The organism is Nitrospira tepida (genome assembly GCF_947241125.1).
Lineage (GTDB): Bacteria > Nitrospirota > Nitrospiria > Nitrospirales > Nitrospiraceae > Nitrospira_G > Nitrospira_G tepida.
Map to the genome: position 1 here is coordinate 4,663,841 of NZ_OX365700.1, position 15,821 is coordinate 4,679,661.

20 protein-coding genes are annotated in these 15,821 nt (G+C 62.1%); 4 read left to right on the forward strand and 16 right to left on the reverse strand.

Annotated elements, in window-relative coordinates; genetic code table 11:
* Window positions 1–42 precede the first annotated feature (42 nt).
* Window positions 43–1,047, forward strand: coding sequence for a peptidylprolyl isomerase (locus tag QWI75_RS22180; protein ID WP_289271552.1), 1,005 nt, complete (start codon window positions 43–45; stop codon window positions 1,045–1,047).
* Here the strand turns inward: QWI75_RS22180 and yihA are convergent.
* Window positions 1,037–1,639: a ribosome biogenesis GTP-binding protein YihA/YsxC gene (yihA, locus tag QWI75_RS22185; RefSeq protein WP_289271553.1), complete on the reverse strand. Its 603-nt coding sequence runs from the start codon at window positions 1,637–1,639 to the stop codon at window positions 1,037–1,039. The two genes, QWI75_RS22180 and yihA, sit on opposite strands and share 11 nt — an antisense overlap.
* 40 nt (window positions 1,640–1,679) lie before the next feature.
* On the opposite strand from yihA, the gene mtgA reads away from it, so the two are divergent.
* A complete protein-coding gene (mtgA, locus tag QWI75_RS22190) occupies window positions 1,680–2,420 on the forward strand; it encodes a monofunctional biosynthetic peptidoglycan transglycosylase (protein ID WP_289271554.1) in 741 nt (246 codons plus the stop codon).
* 34 nt (window positions 2,421–2,454) lie between these two features.
* Here mtgA and QWI75_RS22195 read toward each other — a convergent pair whose 3' ends face one another.
* The 8 genes from QWI75_RS22195 to QWI75_RS22230 form a co-directional block, all read right to left on the reverse strand.
* Window positions 2,455–2,886 (reverse strand): VOC family protein, encoded by a 432-nt coding sequence (locus tag QWI75_RS22195; RefSeq protein ID WP_289271555.1) that lies wholly within the window; start codon window positions 2,884–2,886, stop codon window positions 2,455–2,457.
* Between the two features lie 3 nt (window positions 2,887–2,889).
* Window positions 2,890–3,831, reverse strand: a complete 942-nt coding sequence (locus QWI75_RS22200) for an isoaspartyl peptidase/L-asparaginase family protein (protein ID WP_289271556.1) — start codon at window positions 3,829–3,831, stop codon at window positions 2,890–2,892.
* Window positions 3,828–4,394: a hypothetical protein gene (locus QWI75_RS22205; RefSeq protein ID WP_289271557.1), complete on the reverse strand. Its 567-nt coding sequence runs from the start codon at window positions 4,392–4,394 to the stop codon at window positions 3,828–3,830. The genes QWI75_RS22200 and QWI75_RS22205 overlap by 4 nt, the downstream gene beginning before the upstream one ends.
* Window positions 4,395–4,469: 75 nt before the next feature.
* Entirely contained in the window at window positions 4,470–4,967 is a 498-nt protein-coding gene (gene dtd / locus QWI75_RS22210) for a D-aminoacyl-tRNA deacylase (protein ID WP_289271558.1), read from the reverse strand.
* Window positions 4,964–5,524, reverse strand: coding sequence for a methylated-DNA--[protein]-cysteine S-methyltransferase (locus QWI75_RS22215; protein WP_289271559.1), 561 nt, complete (start codon window positions 5,522–5,524; stop codon window positions 4,964–4,966). The genes dtd and QWI75_RS22215 overlap by 4 nt, the downstream gene beginning before the upstream one ends.
* The gene (gene murJ / locus QWI75_RS22220) at window positions 5,521–7,128 is read right to left on the reverse strand and encodes a murein biosynthesis integral membrane protein MurJ (RefSeq protein ID WP_289271560.1); all 1,608 of its coding nucleotides are present in this window, start codon (window positions 7,126–7,128) and stop codon (window positions 5,521–5,523) included. The genes QWI75_RS22215 and murJ overlap by 4 nt, the downstream gene beginning before the upstream one ends.
* A 93-nt stretch (window positions 7,129–7,221) precedes the next feature.
* The gene (locus tag QWI75_RS22225; RefSeq protein WP_289271561.1) at window positions 7,222–7,737 is read right to left on the reverse strand and encodes a PilZ domain-containing protein; all 516 of its coding nucleotides are present in this window, start codon (window positions 7,735–7,737) and stop codon (window positions 7,222–7,224) included.
* Between the two features lie 351 nt (window positions 7,738–8,088).
* Window positions 8,089–8,799 carry a DUF429 domain-containing protein gene (locus tag QWI75_RS22230; protein WP_289271562.1) on the reverse strand — a complete coding sequence of 237 codons (711 nt, stop codon included), beginning with the start codon at window positions 8,797–8,799 and terminating at the stop codon, window positions 8,089–8,091.
* Between the two features lie 48 nt (window positions 8,800–8,847).
* Here QWI75_RS22230 and QWI75_RS23035 point away from each other — a divergent pair, with 48 nt between their 5' ends.
* Entirely contained in the window at window positions 8,848–9,345 is a 498-nt protein-coding gene (locus QWI75_RS23035; protein WP_370693603.1) for a cupredoxin domain-containing protein, read from the forward strand.
* Here the strand turns inward: QWI75_RS23035 and QWI75_RS22235 are convergent.
* Window positions 9,278–10,564: a BaiN/RdsA family NAD(P)/FAD-dependent oxidoreductase gene (locus QWI75_RS22235; protein WP_289271563.1), complete on the reverse strand. Its 1,287-nt coding sequence runs from the start codon at window positions 10,562–10,564 to the stop codon at window positions 9,278–9,280. The genes QWI75_RS23035 and QWI75_RS22235 overlap by 68 nt on opposite strands.
* 154 nt (window positions 10,565–10,718) lie before the next feature.
* On the opposite strand from QWI75_RS22235, the gene QWI75_RS22240 reads away from it, so the two are divergent.
* The gene (locus QWI75_RS22240) at window positions 10,719–10,889 is read left to right on the forward strand and encodes a hypothetical protein (RefSeq protein WP_289271564.1); all 171 of its coding nucleotides are present in this window, start codon (window positions 10,719–10,721) and stop codon (window positions 10,887–10,889) included.
* Between the two features lie 90 nt (window positions 10,890–10,979).
* Here the strand turns inward: QWI75_RS22240 and xth are convergent, their stop codons facing one another.
* From xth to QWI75_RS22270, 6 genes are all read right to left on the reverse strand, one after another.
* Complete coding sequence (xth, locus tag QWI75_RS22245) at window positions 10,980–11,753, reverse strand: exodeoxyribonuclease III (RefSeq protein WP_289271565.1); 774 nt, start codon at window positions 11,751–11,753, stop codon at window positions 10,980–10,982.
* Between the two features lie 42 nt (window positions 11,754–11,795).
* On the reverse strand, window positions 11,796–12,647 hold the full coding sequence (locus tag QWI75_RS22250; protein ID WP_289271566.1) for a mechanosensitive ion channel domain-containing protein: 852 nt from the start codon (window positions 12,645–12,647) through the stop codon (window positions 11,796–11,798).
* A gap of 91 nt (window positions 12,648–12,738) precedes the next feature.
* Complete coding sequence (locus tag QWI75_RS22255) at window positions 12,739–13,179, reverse strand: hypothetical protein (protein WP_289271567.1); 441 nt, start codon at window positions 13,177–13,179, stop codon at window positions 12,739–12,741.
* Window positions 13,180–13,209: 30 nt separating this feature from the next.
* Window positions 13,210–13,446: a hypothetical protein gene (locus QWI75_RS22260; RefSeq protein ID WP_289271568.1), complete on the reverse strand. Its 237-nt coding sequence runs from the start codon at window positions 13,444–13,446 to the stop codon at window positions 13,210–13,212.
* A gap of 57 nt (window positions 13,447–13,503) precedes the next feature.
* Window positions 13,504–14,253 (reverse strand): tetratricopeptide repeat protein, encoded by a 750-nt coding sequence (locus QWI75_RS22265; RefSeq protein WP_289271569.1) that lies wholly within the window; start codon window positions 14,251–14,253, stop codon window positions 13,504–13,506.
* Entirely contained in the window at window positions 14,250–15,656 is a 1,407-nt protein-coding gene (locus tag QWI75_RS22270; protein ID WP_289271570.1) for a dihydrolipoyl dehydrogenase family protein, read from the reverse strand. Before QWI75_RS22270 ends, QWI75_RS22265 begins: the two co-directional genes overlap by 4 nt.
* Window positions 15,657–15,821 lie beyond the last annotated feature (165 nt).

The following is a 15,821-nucleotide window of genomic DNA, read 5'->3' on the forward strand; positions in this document are numbered from 1 at the left end:
TATTTGAGCGAGGTCGGGTGCGTTGCTTCTCGCGGCTCCACGATGCGTTTGACTCACCGGTGCCGGCCCACTGACCGGCTTCCCTCACCTAATCCGAGTTCAACTCGGCCCCCTGGGCATTGGGTCGTCCTGGCCGTCTGGCTCGCGGTCTGGATGGTTTTCATCTCGGCGGTTCCGGGCTTCGCGGCACGGATGCACGACCGGATCGTCGCCGTCGTCAATTCGGAGGTCATCACCTTGAGCGAGGTGCTGGATGAGATCCAGCCCGACCTTGATCGGATCAGAGAACAGTTTCAGGGTGAGGAGCGGCAGCGCCGGCTTCAATTGGCCCATCACATCGGCCTGACCCGCATGATCGAGCGCAAGTTGCAACTGCAGCAGGCCAAGACCAAAGGCGTGGAAGTCGCGGACGCCGAAGTACGGCTTTCCCTCGCCGAAATGAAGAAGCAAGGGGAGAAAGTCGACGAGAGCAATCCCCGCTATCTCCAGGCCGTCAAGGAGCAGTTGATCCTCATGCGGGTGGTCGAGCGCGAGGTGCGGAGCGGCATCACGGTCGGCGATACGGAGATGCGCCGTTACTTCAAGGAACACGAAAGCCGGTTTGCTCTCCCCGAGGAATATACGTTGAGCCAGATTCTGATCCGGCCGCGCAGCTTCGAAACGCCCGAGGAAACCCGCGCCAGGGCGGAAAAGGTCCTGGCCGCGTTGAAGGCCGGGGGGAAATTCGAAGAGCTGGCGCTCCAGTATTCCGACGGCGAGAACTCCACTCGCGGCGGACTATTGGGGCTCGTCCGGCAAGGAGAGCTGCATCCGCCGATCGAGCGGGCCCTCGCCAGCATGAAGCCGGGGGAGACGACCGATGCGATTGAAACCCCGGAGGGGTTTCACATCATTCGAGTGGAGGAACGAAAGCCCCGGCAGTTTCGTCCGTTCGAGGCGGTCAAAGCCGAGATTCAGAACCTCGTATACGCTCAAAAGAACGAGGATTTCTATCAAAGCTGGATCGCCGACCTGAAGAATAAGGCCTACATCGAAATTAAGTTCTGACCGCCTCTCGGATGGCCTGCCAGAGACGATCCCGCCCTTCTCCCGTAACGGATGACCACTGGATCACCGGATCGGCCTCGGTCAACAAAAAGGTCTCACGGACAGTTTCCTCGCAGGCCCGCCGCTCTCCGCGCCCCAGCTTGTCGCTCTTGGTCATGACGACGATCACCGGGAGCTTCAAGCTCCGCAGCCATTCGAAAGTCGCGACGTCCGTCGGCTCGCTGCCGCGCGCGTCGATAAGGAAGAGGACGCAGGCCAGCGACCGCCGTTCGCAGAGATACCGCTGGATCAGCGGGCCCCATTGGGCGCGCAGGGCTTTCGACACCCGAGCGTAGCCGTACCCTGGCAGATCCACCAGTCGAAAGGGTGACAGGGCCCGATCGTTGGTGCGCAGGTCGAAGAAGTTGACGGCTTGCGTCTTCCCCGGCGTCCGGCTGACATGGGCCAGCCCTTTCTGTTGGACCAGGCGATTGATCAGCGAGGATTTCCCGACATTGGACCGGCCGACGATCGCGAACTCGATGCCGCGATCCGGGGGAAACTGTTCGGGCGCGACGCAACTTCTGGTAAACTCTGCCCCGACGATGCGCATGGTGCCCCTCTCTCAACCCTTCACCCCGTAACATCCGGGCATGGCGAAGTCAACGGGACGCTGGTCGATCGGTCGCCTTCTCGGCACGGCAGTGCTGGTGGCCCTGATCGCAATTACACTGTTGAGCTTTTATTGGCTGACCACGTTCCCTGACGTGGCGGCGCTCAAGACGGCCAACCCTCATTCCACCGCGCTCATGGATGCGCGATCGGCGCAGGCCAAGGCGGCCGGAGAGCCCTCTGTCCGGCACTGGACCTGGGTGCCCCTGTCACGCGTGTCCCCGCATCTTCAGCGCGCGGTCATTGCCGCGGAAGACGCCCAGTTCTTTTCTCACGAAGGGTTCGATTGGGAGGGAGTCCGAGAGGCGGCGATTAAGAACCTGGAGGCCGGGAAGGTGGTCCATGGCGGGAGCACGATCACGCAACAGCTCGCCAAGAATCTCTATCTGTCGTCGGAACGATCGCTGCTCCGCAAGGCCCAGGAGGCGCTCATCACTCGGAGCCTGGAGCACCATCTGTCGAAGCGCCGAATCCTGGAACTCTACCTCAACGTCGCCGAATGGGGCCGAGGCGTGTACGGCGCGGAAGCCGCGGCCCAGCACCACTTTCACAAGAGCGCGCTGGAATTGACGGAGGAAGAAGCCGCCACCTTGGCCGCAATCCTCCCCTCTCCCCGCCGCTACGATCCGCTCCGAATCACCCGCCACGTGGCGGCCCGGCAGCGCACGATCCTCCGCAACATGGACAAGGTCCGAACCCGCGTGTCAACTTCTTCCCCATGACCGGCATCCGCCGCACGACCTCGCAGACCGCCCGTTAGTCCGTATCTCCCACGCTCGCGTGGTCCTGCTCTCCGAAGATCGCCGATTCGTGGGTATAGTGTTTGAATTCGAGCAGATTGGCGGAGGGATCTTCGAGGAAAAACGTCCGGTGCTCGATCCTGCTACCGGGATAGCGTACGCGGGGCTGTTGGTAGAACCTGAGACCCTTGCTCTTCGCTCGGTCGGCTAACGCCTGCCAATCCGATTGATCGGCAAACACCAGCCCGAAATGGCGCGGGTAAATGCCTTTCTGGACTGGTAGCGGCTCCTTCACGAGATGCCCGACCAGTTGATGCCCAAAAAGTCCCAAGGTGAGGGCGGACGCGGATTCACGGCCCAAGGTACAGCCCAGACCCTCAACATAGAATCGCTTGGCTGCCTCGCGGTCCGTCACAGGAAACGCCAGATGAAAGAGGACCCGATCCATTGCTTACTCCTCGAACCGATCCCGGATCACGAGTTTGCCCCGGCCGTCCCAGTGGCCGGCGGCCATCCGGGGGGTCGTATGCCGGATCGCAAACCTGCCGTCCGGCGCCAACACGAGAGCGCCGGCCTCTCCTCTTATTCGCGAGATCAAGTGGGTGAACACCGCTCGGGCGGCCTTGCCGGGGCTTGCGCCGCTGACCATTCGATCTACGATCTCCTTCGCGACCGCCACTCGTATAATACTCTCTCCCCACCCGGTCATCGAGACGGCCCCGGCCCGATTGTCAGCATAGATCCCACACCCGATCAGCGGGGTATCGCCGACCCGGCCCGGCAACATCACGTCGATGCCTCCCGTCGAAGCTCCGGCGGCAAGGGTGCCTCGTCCATCGAGCGCGACGGCCCCGACCGTCTCGCGGCCATGCCTATCCCGCCACGCGAACTTCGCCTTCGACATTGTTTCAAAGAGCTTAGCCGTTCGCAGGGCGCGTTCGGTCAGTCGGTGCCTCTTCCCCCGCCTGCGAATCTGTTTGATTACGCTCGGCCGCGGGGCCAGCTTGAAATAGCGGGCCAATTCCGTCGCAGGTGGGCCGGCCAGCAGCACGTGCGCGGTCTCTTTGAGGACGAGATGCGCCGCAGTAATGGGATACGCCACGTCTTCAATGGAAGCGACCGCTCCGGCGCGAAGCCCCAGCCCCTCCATGATCGAGGCGTCCATTCGGGTGACGCCGTCCAGTTGGCGGTTGGAGCCCAGGCCGGCGTTGAAGACGCCGGACCCTTCGAGGATACGAATGCTCGCTTCGACCGCGTCGATAGCCTGAGCCCCTTCGCGGAGCGCTCCGTGCCCCTCCACGAGCGCCTGTTCGAGCCAGCGCCGCTGCGCGCGCGACAGGGCGCGGGTTCCGGCCCCTCCATGGATCAGCAGAATCGGACGGTGCTGGTTCAATTCAGGAGGATGTCTTTGGCGCGGCGGTAGGATGGATCCTGCAGACGTTCGAGATCGGTTCGCACAAACCCCAGGCCCGTGACGCACCATTCGAAATTCTCGGAGAGGCTGCGAAAGACCGGGGACGTTGGCTCGGAGTCGATCGCCAACGATTGCGCCACGATTCCGTAGGACCGCTTTCCCGTCTTGACGTAATCCACGAGAAAATCGGGATGGTGGATCAGGCCGGCCGTCTTGAGCCGCTTGAGATATTCCGGGAATAGGCCGGCCATGAACAGGGTGAAGTCGCCGATCTGCCGGTGCACTTCGCGCTCGCGGTCGAAGGATTGCGCTTCGAGCAATACTTCCGACTCGTATAGGAGTTCCACGACGGTTTCCACACGCTGGTTGCGGGCGTTCCGGATCTTATACAACCCGTCGACGTGGGCGAAATCGACCAGGAGGTTGGACACGTACTCGGTCACGGTCATATCCGTCCAGCCGAGCTTCTCCGCAAAGCTGCGTTCGGTGAGCGCCCCGAACAACCGGCGCAACGGATGATGGTCGGGAATGCGAAGCCCCATGCGAGCCTCCGATGTGACCTCCGGTTCCGTTGTCTGAAGTATAGCAAAGATCGGCCGGCAGTGGCTCCTGTGCCGTTATCTTCTGTCCTGTGTATCGGACTCCTGCGCGGACACTTGAGTCCCTGCTCGTCGGTCCCGGCTGTCCAGCGTCAAGGTAACCGGGCCGTCATTGCTCAACGTCACGACCATATGCGCGGCGAATCGGCCGACCTCGACCTGACGCACCAGGGTGCGGAACCGTTCCACTGCCTGCTCGTACAACAGCCGAGCCTCCTCGGGAGGCGCAGCCTGCTCAAAGCCGGGCCTGCGCCCCCCGCTGACGCTGCCCAGGAGCGTGAACTGAGAGATCACCAATAAGGCGCCCTGGACGTCCAACAGAGAATGGTTCATCTTGCCGGCTTGATCGGAGAAGATCCGCAAATTGATGACCCGCTCGACCACATAATCGAGATCCTGCTGGGTATCTCCCTTGGCGATACCGAGCAACAGAACCAGCCCATGGCCGATGGATCCGATCACCTCCCCTTCGACCGAGACTGAGGCGCTCGTCACGCGCTGAATGACCGCTTTCATCTCAACTGCGCCAGCGACCCTTCCAGCGCAAGGAGCTTCCGCTTGATCGGCAAGCCTCCGGAAAAGCCTCCCAAGGATCCGTCATGCGAGACGATGCGGTGGCAGGGCACGACGAGGGGAATGGGGTTGGCGCCCAACGCCAGTCCGACGGCCCTGGCATACTGCCGCCCCCCGAGCCGGGCCGCGAGCCATCCGTATGACCGGACCCGCCCGTACGGAATCTTCATGGCCAGGCGCCAGACCTTGCGCTGAAACGGCGTCCCTCCGCGAAGGTCTAGGGGAAGCTCGATGGCTCGAACGGTTCTATCCAAATACCGGGTCAGTTGTTCCACCCCTTGCTTCGCCCAACGCTGGGCGTCGGGCAATTGCACACCCGCTTCCGATGTCGGTCCCGCGAATCTTCCGCGGCGCAACTCCCGCGCTAGGGCGCGTTCAACATCTTGCTTGGAACGGCGAGGGAGGATGACGACACAAATTCCATGATCCGTCGCGGCCAGCCCTGCCCAGCCCCAGTTGGTCTCGAATAGCCGCGTAACCGCGGGAATGGCCCTGGTCATCTTCGCGTCACCTTTTTTTTCACCAGATCCCACAGCACATCTAATTCCGCCGATCGGAACAAGGCCTGGACGGCCAGATAGCCGCTGATGCTCAACCCGATTCCGACCGCCAGCATGATGGCTTTCGCGATCCAGGCCTCCGGGCGCTGCCAGACGGCCAACCCGGCGATCCAGACACAGGCGGCCGCCACCGGGACCGTGGCCAGCAGGGATCGGCCGGCGGATCGGAGCACCGACGGCCAGGCCATTCCGCCGAGCCGCCGATTCAATAGGAAGACCAGCACGGCTCCGTTCAGCATCGACGCCAGGGCCGTCGCCAAGGCCAAGCCCGCATGTTCGAGCGGTCCCATCAACACCAAGGAAAAGAGCACATTGGCCACGACCGCCACGGCGGCCGTGACAGCCGGCGTGGCCGTATCCTTGAGCGAATAGAAGGCCGCGACAATGATCCGCACGCCGGCGAAGGCCCACAGCCCCACCGCGTAACAGAGCACCGCCGTCGCGGTGGCCGCCGTGTCCGCCGGTCGGAATGTCCCATGCTCGAAAAACAAATGGACGATCGGCTCGCGCAAGAGGATCAAGCCGACCATGGCGGGAATGATGATGAACAGGATCAACCGCAACCCGAAGTCCATCGTGCCCCGCAAGTCGTCCAAGGCTCCCTTGGCCGCCTGTGCCGAAAGTGTCGGCAGAATCGCCGTGGCCAGCGCGACGCCGAAAATCCCCAGCGGAAACTGGATCAACCGCATGCCATAAAACAGGTAGGTCGGTCCTCCGTGGAAAAACGACGCCAGGATTGTGCTGACCGTGATGTTGATCTGCGTGACCGACAATCCCAGCAGCGAGGGGAGCATGAGCCAGCCGATCTTGCGCACCCCTGGATGTCCCGGATCAAGCCGCCAACCGAACAACATGCCGCGCCGGCGCAGCCCGGGAATCTGCATCGCGAACTGCGCCGCGCCGCCGGCCACGACGCCGGCCGCCACGCCCAGAATCGGCTCCTCCAAAAGCGGGGACAGAAACAGCGCGCAGGTGATGATGACGATGTTGAAAAACACCGGCGAGAACGCGGGCGCGGCGAACGCGCGCAAGGAATTGAGGATGCCCATCGCCAGCGCCGCCAGACTAATGAAGATCAAATACGGAAACATCAGACGCGTCAGGAGCGTGGTCAAGGCCAGTGCGGTGGGATCGTCCCGAAAACCCGGCGCGATCAGCCAGACCAATACGGGAGAGGCCGCGATGCCGGCCAGCGTCACGGCCGTCACCAACGTCAGCAAGGTCGTAAAGGTTGCGCTCGCCAATTCCCAGGCGTCTCGCTTGGATTTCAGCGAGTGATATTCCGTGAAGACGGGAATGAAGGCGGAGGACATGCTCCCTTCCGCAAAGAGCTCTCGGAGCAGATTGGGGATGCGGTACGCCACAAAGAAGGCATCGGCGGCGGGGGTCGCGCCGAACAGCCGGGCCAGCACCATGTCGCGAAGAAAGCCCAGGATGCGGCTCGAAAACGTGGCGACGCCGATAAGCCCGGCGGCTTTCACCACTGAATGATTGTCTTGTCGGACCGGCGTTGTTGTGTCGGCGGGAGCGGGATCGGCAATCATCGAGGCGGATTCTAACGAAACGGATGGAGAGCGTCCACGATCTTCCGGCAGCCGGCCGGATCTGTTGCAGCACTTCGCACGCCGCCGTTTGGGCTAGGCGGCCTGGCCCGCCTTGTGGACTCCCGATCCGCCGCCCTGGGCCTGCGCCTGAATGAAGGAGAGGAGAGTCTTGTTTTCCTGCGCCTGCCGCAGGAATTGAAAGGACACCCCGCGCGAAGTGACCGAACGGACGATCGCGGCCAGTTCCAGAGCCTTATCGTGATTGGGCAGGGTGATGTGGAGATAGAAGATGTCGTCCACTTTGACGTGGGTGAAACTTTGGATCATGCAGCCCCCCATGGACAGGTCGGTCACAAAACCCTCTCCCTTGATACGTCCTCCCGAGAAAGACAGGAACAGCCGGACGGGAATGCGGAGATGCTCTCGCCGATCGATGATGCTCGCCGGATAGGTGAGGCCTAATCGGAATCGGAAGAATCGATGGTGACAGGACTGGCATCGAAACGGAGCAATAAAGAGCAGGGCCAGGAGCGATTCGGACAGCCTGCGTGTCTGGGCCCGCAAAACCACGTTCTTGCCGCATTGGGGACAGATCAATGTTCTGGTCATCACGCGTTCCCGACCATGCCCGCGCGGCGGCGAATCTGTGGCCGCTTCCCCAGTCCGTTCGACACCATCGATGGGCTCATTTCAAGATTCCTCCACCCTCCCAGTCCGTCGAGGCGGATTGGGCTGCGACTCTTCCTGCACGGCCCGCTGGCAGGCTTCGCACAATTCTCCATGCCCTTCGTCATGAAGGTTTCGGTGACCTCGCCGCAACGTTTGCAGATCATCGTCGCACATTCCTTCGGCTCGCTCACGGGTCCCCCGAGCCAGATAGTAAAGATAGCAGATCGCCCTTCCAGGTAAAGCCACTCCGCCAATCCGGCAATCGATCTTCGCTCGGAACAACCCGCCAGATTAGCACCAGATGGCCATGGGACGATCCAATCCATCGACCGGCGGCGCAGGCGGAAGACTGCGCGCTTGACCCGCTGCGATCCTCGACGCCGTCCAACTGAGAATGGCGGCGTCGACGAGGTCGTCTCGGCCAATCTTGCTCCGGCGATAACAGATTTCCCCGCAAGCCAGGACCCGCCCCAAGACATCCCCCCAGGGAGCGGGCAACTTGCGCAGAACCGCTACCCGTTCCCGGCGGCCCGGGACGCGCTTCTTGTTGAACGTCATGGGCCGGCCGGCAACCAGCGCAAACGCTAACTCCGGATGCGCTTCATAGAAGAGTCCGCGGGTGCTTCCCAAGAGCGCCTCGTCGACCTCGCGGATCTTGGGAAGCAGGCCGAACGTTTGGCGGCTCATGCCTTTGGTCAGACTTCCACCATAGACCTTCGCAGACAACTGCTGCCGCAGAGGCGGGTTGAATACACTGCTGGCGCGGGGCCGACCAAGCAGACGCCGCGCCTCCCGGTCGCACAGCCGGCCGCCCGGCTCCGGCCGATCCAACAGGCCGATGGGGATGTCGATGGCCACCGCATGAAGAGCCGGTTCCATATCAAGGATCTCGACAACACGATGAGCCAGGTAGATCGCCGCCCGGCCGATGCGCGAGGCCTCAAGCTCGATCAACACCGCAACCCACCCGCCTCGGCAGCCATCGACACCGGCGACCCACATCAAGAGCCTCCCCTTGAGAAGGGATGGCGAAGCGAGTAGAAATCATCCATGGCATCTTCCACGGCTTCCATCCTCTGGTGGCTCGACCGCTCCTTCGATCATGCTCTCGCTCCGCTTGTCCTGTTGATCGCTTGCCTCCCGATCGGTTGCGATCCGGCTGTCCAATCTGTGCACATCGCCGTTCAGGACAATCGTTTTGTGCCCGATCACCTGATCCTCACCAGCGAGAAGCCGATCAACCTCACGCTCATGAACGAGGGCCGCGAGGTCCACGAGTTCGACAGCCAACTGTTCACCGCCGCAATGACCAACATCCTCACTATCGAGCCGGTTGAGCGTCGGACCCAGCGGCCCTGGCGACTAAATCCGGGAGACAGACTGTCCATCACTTTCAGCGCTCCGCCCGGAACCTATGTGTTTTACTGTGCGCGCAAGGGGCACCCTGGGATGAGCGGCACCTTGGTCCTCAAATCTGGCGTCAGTCCCCGCCCATCCTCTTCTGCTTCCGGCCGGTCAGAGCCCCCGCCGCGGCACGCCCGGCGATAAATCCCGTGGCCCAGGCCCATTGAAAATTGAATCCACCGATCCGGCCGTCACAGTCCAGCATTTCGCCAACCAGATACAGTCCCGGCACCAGCTTGGATTCCATCGTGCGGAAATTCACTTCCGCAAGCGGGACACCACCCGCGGTGACTTCTGCATAGTTCCACCCCCGATCCCGCACCACCGGCAGCGTCACTCCCGTCAGCGTCCGCACCAATGATGTCCGACGATCTCTGGTCAACCGGGCACTCGGCGTCCCGGGATCGAGGCGGCACAGGCGGCAGAGCGCCTCCGCGACACGCTCGGTCACATAGGCGGCGAGAAGCTTCTTGACCGACAGATGCGGGGAGGCGCCGATTCGTCGCACCAACTCGCGGTCCACGGCCTGAGCATCAGACCCCGGCACGAAATTGCAGCGCACCTCCACCGGATCACCGGCCTGTTTCGCGAGGGAATAGAACCGGCTTGCATCCATCACGACCGGGCCGCTGACGCCGACATGTGTCCAGAGGAGGCTGCCGGTTCGCCGGTCGATCTGGCGTCCATTCACAAGCGTCGAGAGTTCGACCGTCATCGAGACGCCGGATAGGGCCGCGTGAGGGAAGGTGTCTTCCAAGACCAGCGGCACCAAGGCCGGAGCGGTCGGCGTCACATGGTGCCCGAACGAACGGGCGATCGCCCAGCCTGAGCCGTCGCTTCCGCTTCGTGGCAAGGAGCGCCCGCCGGTTGCCAACATGATATATCGAGCCTGCATCGTCCCCTGTTGATACCGGATCAGAAAAGTCGGCCCAGTTGGCTGGTTTGATGCGGAGGGGATGATCGTCGCTTCAGACACGCGATGGCCGGTCAGGATCTCGACATTCAGATCCCTGCATCGACGGATCAGGGCATCCAAGACCGTCCGGGCTCGGTCAGTGACGGGAAACAACTTGCCGGTCTCTTCCCGCTTGAGCTCCACGCCAAGCGAGGCAAACCACTCAATGGTGGCTTGAACGGGAAAGGCCGCCAGCACGTTTCGGATCAATACCCGCGGCCCATGAAAGTCTTCCGGGCGCACTTCGTAATGGGAGACGTTGCACCGCCCTCCGCCCGAAACCAAAATTTTGGCTCCGATCGTCGTGGCCCCATCCAACAGCACGACCCGGCGAGCGGTCCCCGACAAGGTCTCTGCGGCGAAAATGGCTCCGGCCAACCCTGCAGCCCCGGCCCCAACGATAACCATATCACATTGATTTTGCTCGTCTATTTCGCTCATACGCGAACATTAACGCTTTTTAACCTGGCCTTAATGGGCGGCTAATGTCCCCGCCTTACCATCCCTTCAGCAAAATTGGTCCTGAGTAATCGGATCAATGACGATGGAGAGGAGGTGGAGGATGACCTGTCGCAAATGCCAAGGATTCATGGTGGAGGAGTGGCGGCCTGATTTTTCTCCAGAGACGTATATCTCCCGTTGTATCAATTGTGGCTTGATTGAGGATGCGCTGATCACCCAGAACCGCTTGCTCCAGGAACAGGGGAAAGAACCGGTCGGGAAGGCGGCATGATCATCCGTTTCGGTTCCGCCGTTCCGCTTCGGAAGACATGCGGGGAAGAAGACCGTGGTGATGATCAAACTGTGGGCGTCGCGCGCGAGGTTAGATCGAAAACTCCGCCCAGAGAAACGTATGATCTGATGGATCTTTCGCTCGCCTCGGCCCGACGTCCACCTCTACTGCTCGACAGCGCTCGGCCAAGGGTTTGGTTGTCAGGATGTGATCGATCCTCCATCCTTTGTTTGCTTCCAGTGAACTCGGTGCCCGATAGTCCCAAAAGGTATACTGTCTGACATCCGGGTGCAGTTTACAAAAGACATCCTCAAATCCCCATCCGACCGTATCCTCATACGCTTTCCGCGCCGCTTCGTGGTAGCAAACATGTTTCAGGTGTTTCTCCGGGCTGTGGACGTCGATCGGCCTCGGGGCGACGTTCATGTCCCCGCACCAGACGGCCGGTTGGTCGGGCGAGAGGTGTCTGTCGAAATAGTTCCGGAGCCGCGCATACCACATCAGCTTATATTGATATTTGGGTGAATCGATTTCGAACCCCTGGGGTACGTAGGTATTCACGATCGGCAGCCCCGCAATGACGACGCGCACCAGGCGTGAGTCGTCCCTCTCCTCCCCTTCATCGAACCCATAGAACACCTGCTCCGGCTTCGCGCGGCTCAGGACCGCCACCCCGTTGTAAGACTTCATGCCACGGAATGTGACGTGGTACCCTGTCGACTCAAACGCCAACAAGGGAAACTCGGAATCCTGAACCTTGGTCTCCTGCAGACACAGGACATCCGGGCGATGGGCCTCCAGCCAGGCCAGCACGATCGGCAGCCGCTTTCTGAGGGAATTGACGTTGAACGTGGCGATCTTCATGACCCGATGACCCTCTTCTTCCCCGCCCTAGCGTCGGCAGGATTATGATCCTGTCGCCCCCTTGAATCGCCCGTCGCTCATCGCCGTTAAATAACGGCGCAGAATCGCCTGCTCGGTTCGGGCGCGGCCGCGCACCGGAACCGGGAATCGCAGCACCAGATTGATCCGCCCCGGCTGGTCGAGCTGGAGCGTCACCTTGGGCTCCGGATTGGGCGCTTCCAAGAGATTCCGCTCCTCCAGGTCATGGAGGTACTGGGCGGCACCTTGAATATAGTCCGCACATTCCGTCTGGGCGGCTTCCAGCAGGACCCGTTCGGCCCGCCGCCAATCATCCTCCGCCGCCAGGGGGACGACCGTCACGTGGAACACGTAATCCTTAGAGAACGTTTCGTTTACGAGCGGGGTGGTGAAGAACAGGCTGTTCGGGAGCACCACGACCCGACCCGTTGTCAGGTGCGAGGACTGGCCGGGACCGATCTCAAGGAGCGTGGTCGCGAACAGATCATGATCCAGGACGATTCCGCGATGGTTGCTGATCTGAATGCGGTCGCCGATGGAGAAAAACCGCGCGCCCGCCCGCAAAGCCGCTCCGCTCATGCAGAGGATCAATTCCTTCGTTGCCAGCACCAGCGCCGCGGCGAGCGCGATCAACGACACCGCGAAGGCCTGGAGTTCGTGAGCCCAAATCGAGACCAACCCCGCCGCGAAGACGAACACCATGCCGTTCCGAATGTTGATGATCCATCGGCGGCGTTCCTCGACGGTCAAGCCCTTCTGGCTGCTCACCCATCGCACCAGCAGGGCTCGGAGGACCAGCACCCCCAGAAGCAGCGTCAGCGATTTCACGCCATCGACGAACAGCGAGCTGTCGAGAGAGGGAAGCCAGGCCGTCATCGGGCCAGACCCGCCCTGTGGATGATCGGCCGAACGGAGGCGTCCCGCCGAGTGATGGCAGCGAGACGCCGGAACGTGAGTGGGTGGGAAGTCACGGCGACGAAGGGGAGTTGGCGGTCTGAGTCGAAGGCACGCAGGGATGGCGTTTCCAATCCTGAAGCACCTTGTCCTTGTTGAACTTGAGCGTGTACTTCATGCAGTGGAGCCGCGGATGATCGCCGCCATCCTTTCCCTGTCCGACCACCGAGGCGGCGGTATCTTTGGCGCTGGCGGCGGTCCGGCCGAACCGGCCCCAGGGATCGATTTCATCCTCGGTCATCGCATAGCGGTAGGTCCAGACGGATTCCTCATCGAGAAACGTCGTCTTCGCGGTATGGGGCGGCCCAAGCATCTGCTCAACCTCCGCCTGAGTCGCCTTGTTGAGACCCTTGTCGAAGTATTGGTCTCGCCAGGGCCGACTGCAGCCGGTCGTGTACACCGTCAGGACGAGCCCAATCCAGATCATCGCCAAGGCAAAATGAGACCGTCGCATGGGAGCTGTTCGGGTCTGTTCCATGGCAGGCTACCGGCGATCGGATTCCTCACGTCCCCACAAGCGCCGCGCCGTGCAGACCAGCGCATAGCCTTGGGCCAACAACCCGGTGACGATCAGGCCAAGCGAGGTGCGCAGCCAGATCGTCTCGGGATGTTCCAGACCATACATCCCTCCCACGAAGCCTCCGGCAATGGCCACGACCCCCGCCGTGCGGGCGATCAGCGCGCTGAATTTGGCCTGTTTGACCGCCTGTTCTCGATCCACGATGGCTTCACGCTACACCGACTGCCTCGCCGCTGTCCATATGGCATCGACTTCGGCTCAACCGGATGATTTTGCCGGTTGGGGCGGCGAGAGTCCCCTCACTCGAATGCCTTGGGCGCGGGATTCAAGCGGCAGCGCCTCTTTCTCGCGCCCCATCGTCCGGAGCAGGACCGCATAATCCTCCAGACTCTTGGCCACGTCCGGATGCATGTCGCCCAGAACCTTTTCGCGCACTGCCAGCGCGCGTCGATAGTAGGGCTCAGCATCGGCGTACCGCCCCTGCGCCGAGTAGAGCTGGCCCAGGTTGCCAAGAGTGACAGCCACCTCCACATGGTCGGGCCCGTGGACCTTCTCTTTGATAGCCAAGGCACGCTTCAATAGCGGCTCCGCTTCGCTGAACTGCCCATGGAGGCGATGCACGACGCCCAAATTATTGAGCACGGCGGCGACGTCCGGATGGTCCTCACCGTGAACCACCTGGTAGATGGCCAAGGCCCGTCCATAGACCGGTTCCGCCTCGACGTACCGCCGTTGGGCGGCGTAGACGTCCGCCAATTGCGAGAGTGAGACCGCAACCCGCCGATCCTCCTGCCCGAAGGTCTCGGCCTTCTTCACGGCGGCCCGGAACTGTCGCTCGGCTTCTGTGTAGTTGCGCTGTTCAAATGCGCGCTGTCCCGCCGCCAGGGTTTCCTCCCACGACCGGCTCGTGCACGAATTCCCGAACGACCCAACCGCGAGTATCAGTGCACAGGGCAGGATGAGTTGCTTGACCGCAATCCCCGACGGAACGGTTCGGACAAATCTCATTGTTGCGCCCGGCTCCCAACATGGTCCTCGGCCTGAAGCCTGGCCACAAGTTCTTCGGCAGGATAGGTGACGATCTCCGCCAAGGTCGGATGGTAGTGCGGGATACGTAACAGATCTTGCACAGTTCCGCGGTAATACATGACGGCCGCCAGTTCGTGAACGAGTTCCCCCGCCTCCGGTCCCACGACCTGGGCGCCGAGGAGCTGGCCGGTCCGAGGGTGGCAGAGCAGCTTGACGAATCCCTGGGTCTGGCCGGAACAGAGGGCTTTGCCGTGATCGGCAAAGGGGTACGAGGCCGCAAGGTACGGGACGCCACGCCGGCGGCATACCTTTTCACTCCATCCTACGGCCGCCACCTGCGGATCGGTAAAGATGACGTCGGAGTCAAGCCGGTTATCGATCCGTTTCGGCACGGCTGTCGGATGGGTGGCGTTGTAGCCGGCGATCTCTCCCTGCTGGATGGCAATATGCACGATGGGGTTCAGATCGTTGACATCGCCGACGGCAAAAATATGCGGCTGCGACGTCCGCATCTCCTCGTTCAGCATCATGCGACCATCCCTGACGGCCACTCCCGCCACCTCCAGATTCAACCCGGCGATGTTGGCCTTGCGCCCCAAGGCTTGCAGGATCAGCTCGGCGGCCACGCTTCGAACCCGACCGGCCTGTTCGAATTCGACCACCTTCTCGCCGCCTTGGCAGGTCACGCGCCTCACTTGACAGTCCAGGTGCACCTCGATGCCTTCCTGCCGAAACGCCGTTTCCACCGTTTGTCCGACCTCGTCATCGAAATCGGACAGGAGATGGTCCCCCCTTTGCAGGATCATGACGCAGGAACCGATGCGCGCGAAGAACTGCCCGAACTCCGTGGCGACGGCGCCGCCTCCAAGGACAACCAGCGAGGCCGGCTGCTCACGGAGGTCCAAGATGCTGTCGCTGGTTTCATAGCCCGCTTCCTTCAACCCTGGAATGGGGACGTCGCAGGGGATCGACCCGGTCGCGACGATGAACGAGCGGGCCGTCAGCACGGTTTCTCCGACCAGAATTTCGTGGGGGGATGTAAACCGGGCGCGCGCTTGGTAGAGCGTAAAGCGTGGATCCTTCAGCGCCTTGATCCTGTCCTCCGCAAATTCTTGGACCAGGCGATTTTTTCGATCGACAATGGCGCTCAAGTCCGCGCGCACCGGGACCGGCTCTAATCCGAATTCCTTGGCTCGCTTCATCAGCGCGGCGATCTCCGCCGAGCGCAAGATCGCCTTGCTGGGCATGCAGCCCCGCAGGATACAGAGCCCGCCGAGCGGACCCTGGTCGACAATCCCGACGTCGGCCCCCGCGTCGCGGGCCGTTCGCGCCGCCGCGTAGCCTGCCGATCCGCCGCCGATGACGATGACATCGTGAGTCATGGGGTCCGTACTGCCCAAGCAGAGTGCCGCCTGCGAGGTTGCCGACGCGCCCTATTGTAGCGAAGTCGATCGCCGGTTGGCGAAGGTCTTTCCGGCCTGCGCAGGACGGGGCCACTCAACTGTCCAGGCCTCCTTTGACGTGACGTTGGCCTCCTCCAGCGAAGG

Bases quoted from the DNA above. Each gene is read 5' to 3' on its own strand.
- QWI75_RS22180 (WP_289271552.1), top strand. From the start codon at position 43: ATGCGTTTGACTCACCGGTGCCGGCCCACTGACCGGCTTCCCTCACCT.
- QWI75_RS22225 (WP_289271561.1), bottom strand. From the start codon at position 7,737: ATGACCAGAACATTGATCTGTCCCCAATGCGGCAAGAACGTGGTTTTG.
- QWI75_RS22195 (WP_289271555.1), bottom strand. From the start codon at position 2,886: ATGGATCGGGTCCTCTTTCATCTGGCGTTTCCTGTGACGGACCGCGAG.
- QWI75_RS22250 (WP_289271566.1), bottom strand. From the start codon at position 12,647: ATGACGGCCTGGCTTCCCTCTCTCGACAGCTCGCTGTTCGTCGATGGC.
- murJ (WP_289271560.1), bottom strand. From the start codon at position 7,128: ATGATTGCCGATCCCGCTCCCGCCGACACAACAACGCCGGTCCGACAA.
- QWI75_RS22240 (WP_289271564.1), top strand. From the start codon at position 10,719: ATGACCTGTCGCAAATGCCAAGGATTCATGGTGGAGGAGTGGCGGCCT.
- QWI75_RS22265 (WP_289271569.1), bottom strand. From the start codon at position 14,253: ATGAGATTTGTCCGAACCGTTCCGTCGGGGATTGCGGTCAAGCAACTC.
- QWI75_RS23035 (WP_370693603.1), top strand. From the start codon at position 8,848: ATGGCATCTTCCACGGCTTCCATCCTCTGGTGGCTCGACCGCTCCTTC.
- QWI75_RS22255 (WP_289271567.1), bottom strand. From the start codon at position 13,179: ATGCGACGGTCTCATTTTGCCTTGGCGATGATCTGGATTGGGCTCGTC.
- QWI75_RS22205 (WP_289271557.1), bottom strand. From the start codon at position 4,394: ATGGGGCTTCGCATTCCCGACCATCATCCGTTGCGCCGGTTGTTCGGG.
- QWI75_RS22215 (WP_289271559.1), bottom strand. From the start codon at position 5,524: ATGACCAGGGCCATTCCCGCGGTTACGCGGCTATTCGAGACCAACTGG.
- QWI75_RS22235 (WP_289271563.1), bottom strand. From the start codon at position 10,564: ATGGTTATCGTTGGGGCCGGGGCTGCAGGGTTGGCCGGAGCCATTTTC.
- QWI75_RS22270 (WP_289271570.1), bottom strand. From the start codon at position 15,656: ATGACTCACGATGTCATCGTCATCGGCGGCGGATCGGCAGGCTACGCG.
- yihA (WP_289271553.1), bottom strand. From the start codon at position 1,639: ATGCGCATCGTCGGGGCAGAGTTTACCAGAAGTTGCGTCGCGCCCGAA.
- dtd (WP_289271558.1), bottom strand. From the start codon at position 4,967: ATGAAAGCGGTCATTCAGCGCGTGACGAGCGCCTCAGTCTCGGTCGAA.
- QWI75_RS22230 (WP_289271562.1), bottom strand. From the start codon at position 8,799: ATGTGGGTCGCCGGTGTCGATGGCTGCCGAGGCGGGTGGGTTGCGGTG.
- xth (WP_289271565.1), bottom strand. From the start codon at position 11,753: ATGAAGATCGCCACGTTCAACGTCAATTCCCTCAGAAAGCGGCTGCCG.
- mtgA (WP_289271554.1), top strand. From the start codon at position 1,680: ATGGCGAAGTCAACGGGACGCTGGTCGATCGGTCGCCTTCTCGGCACG.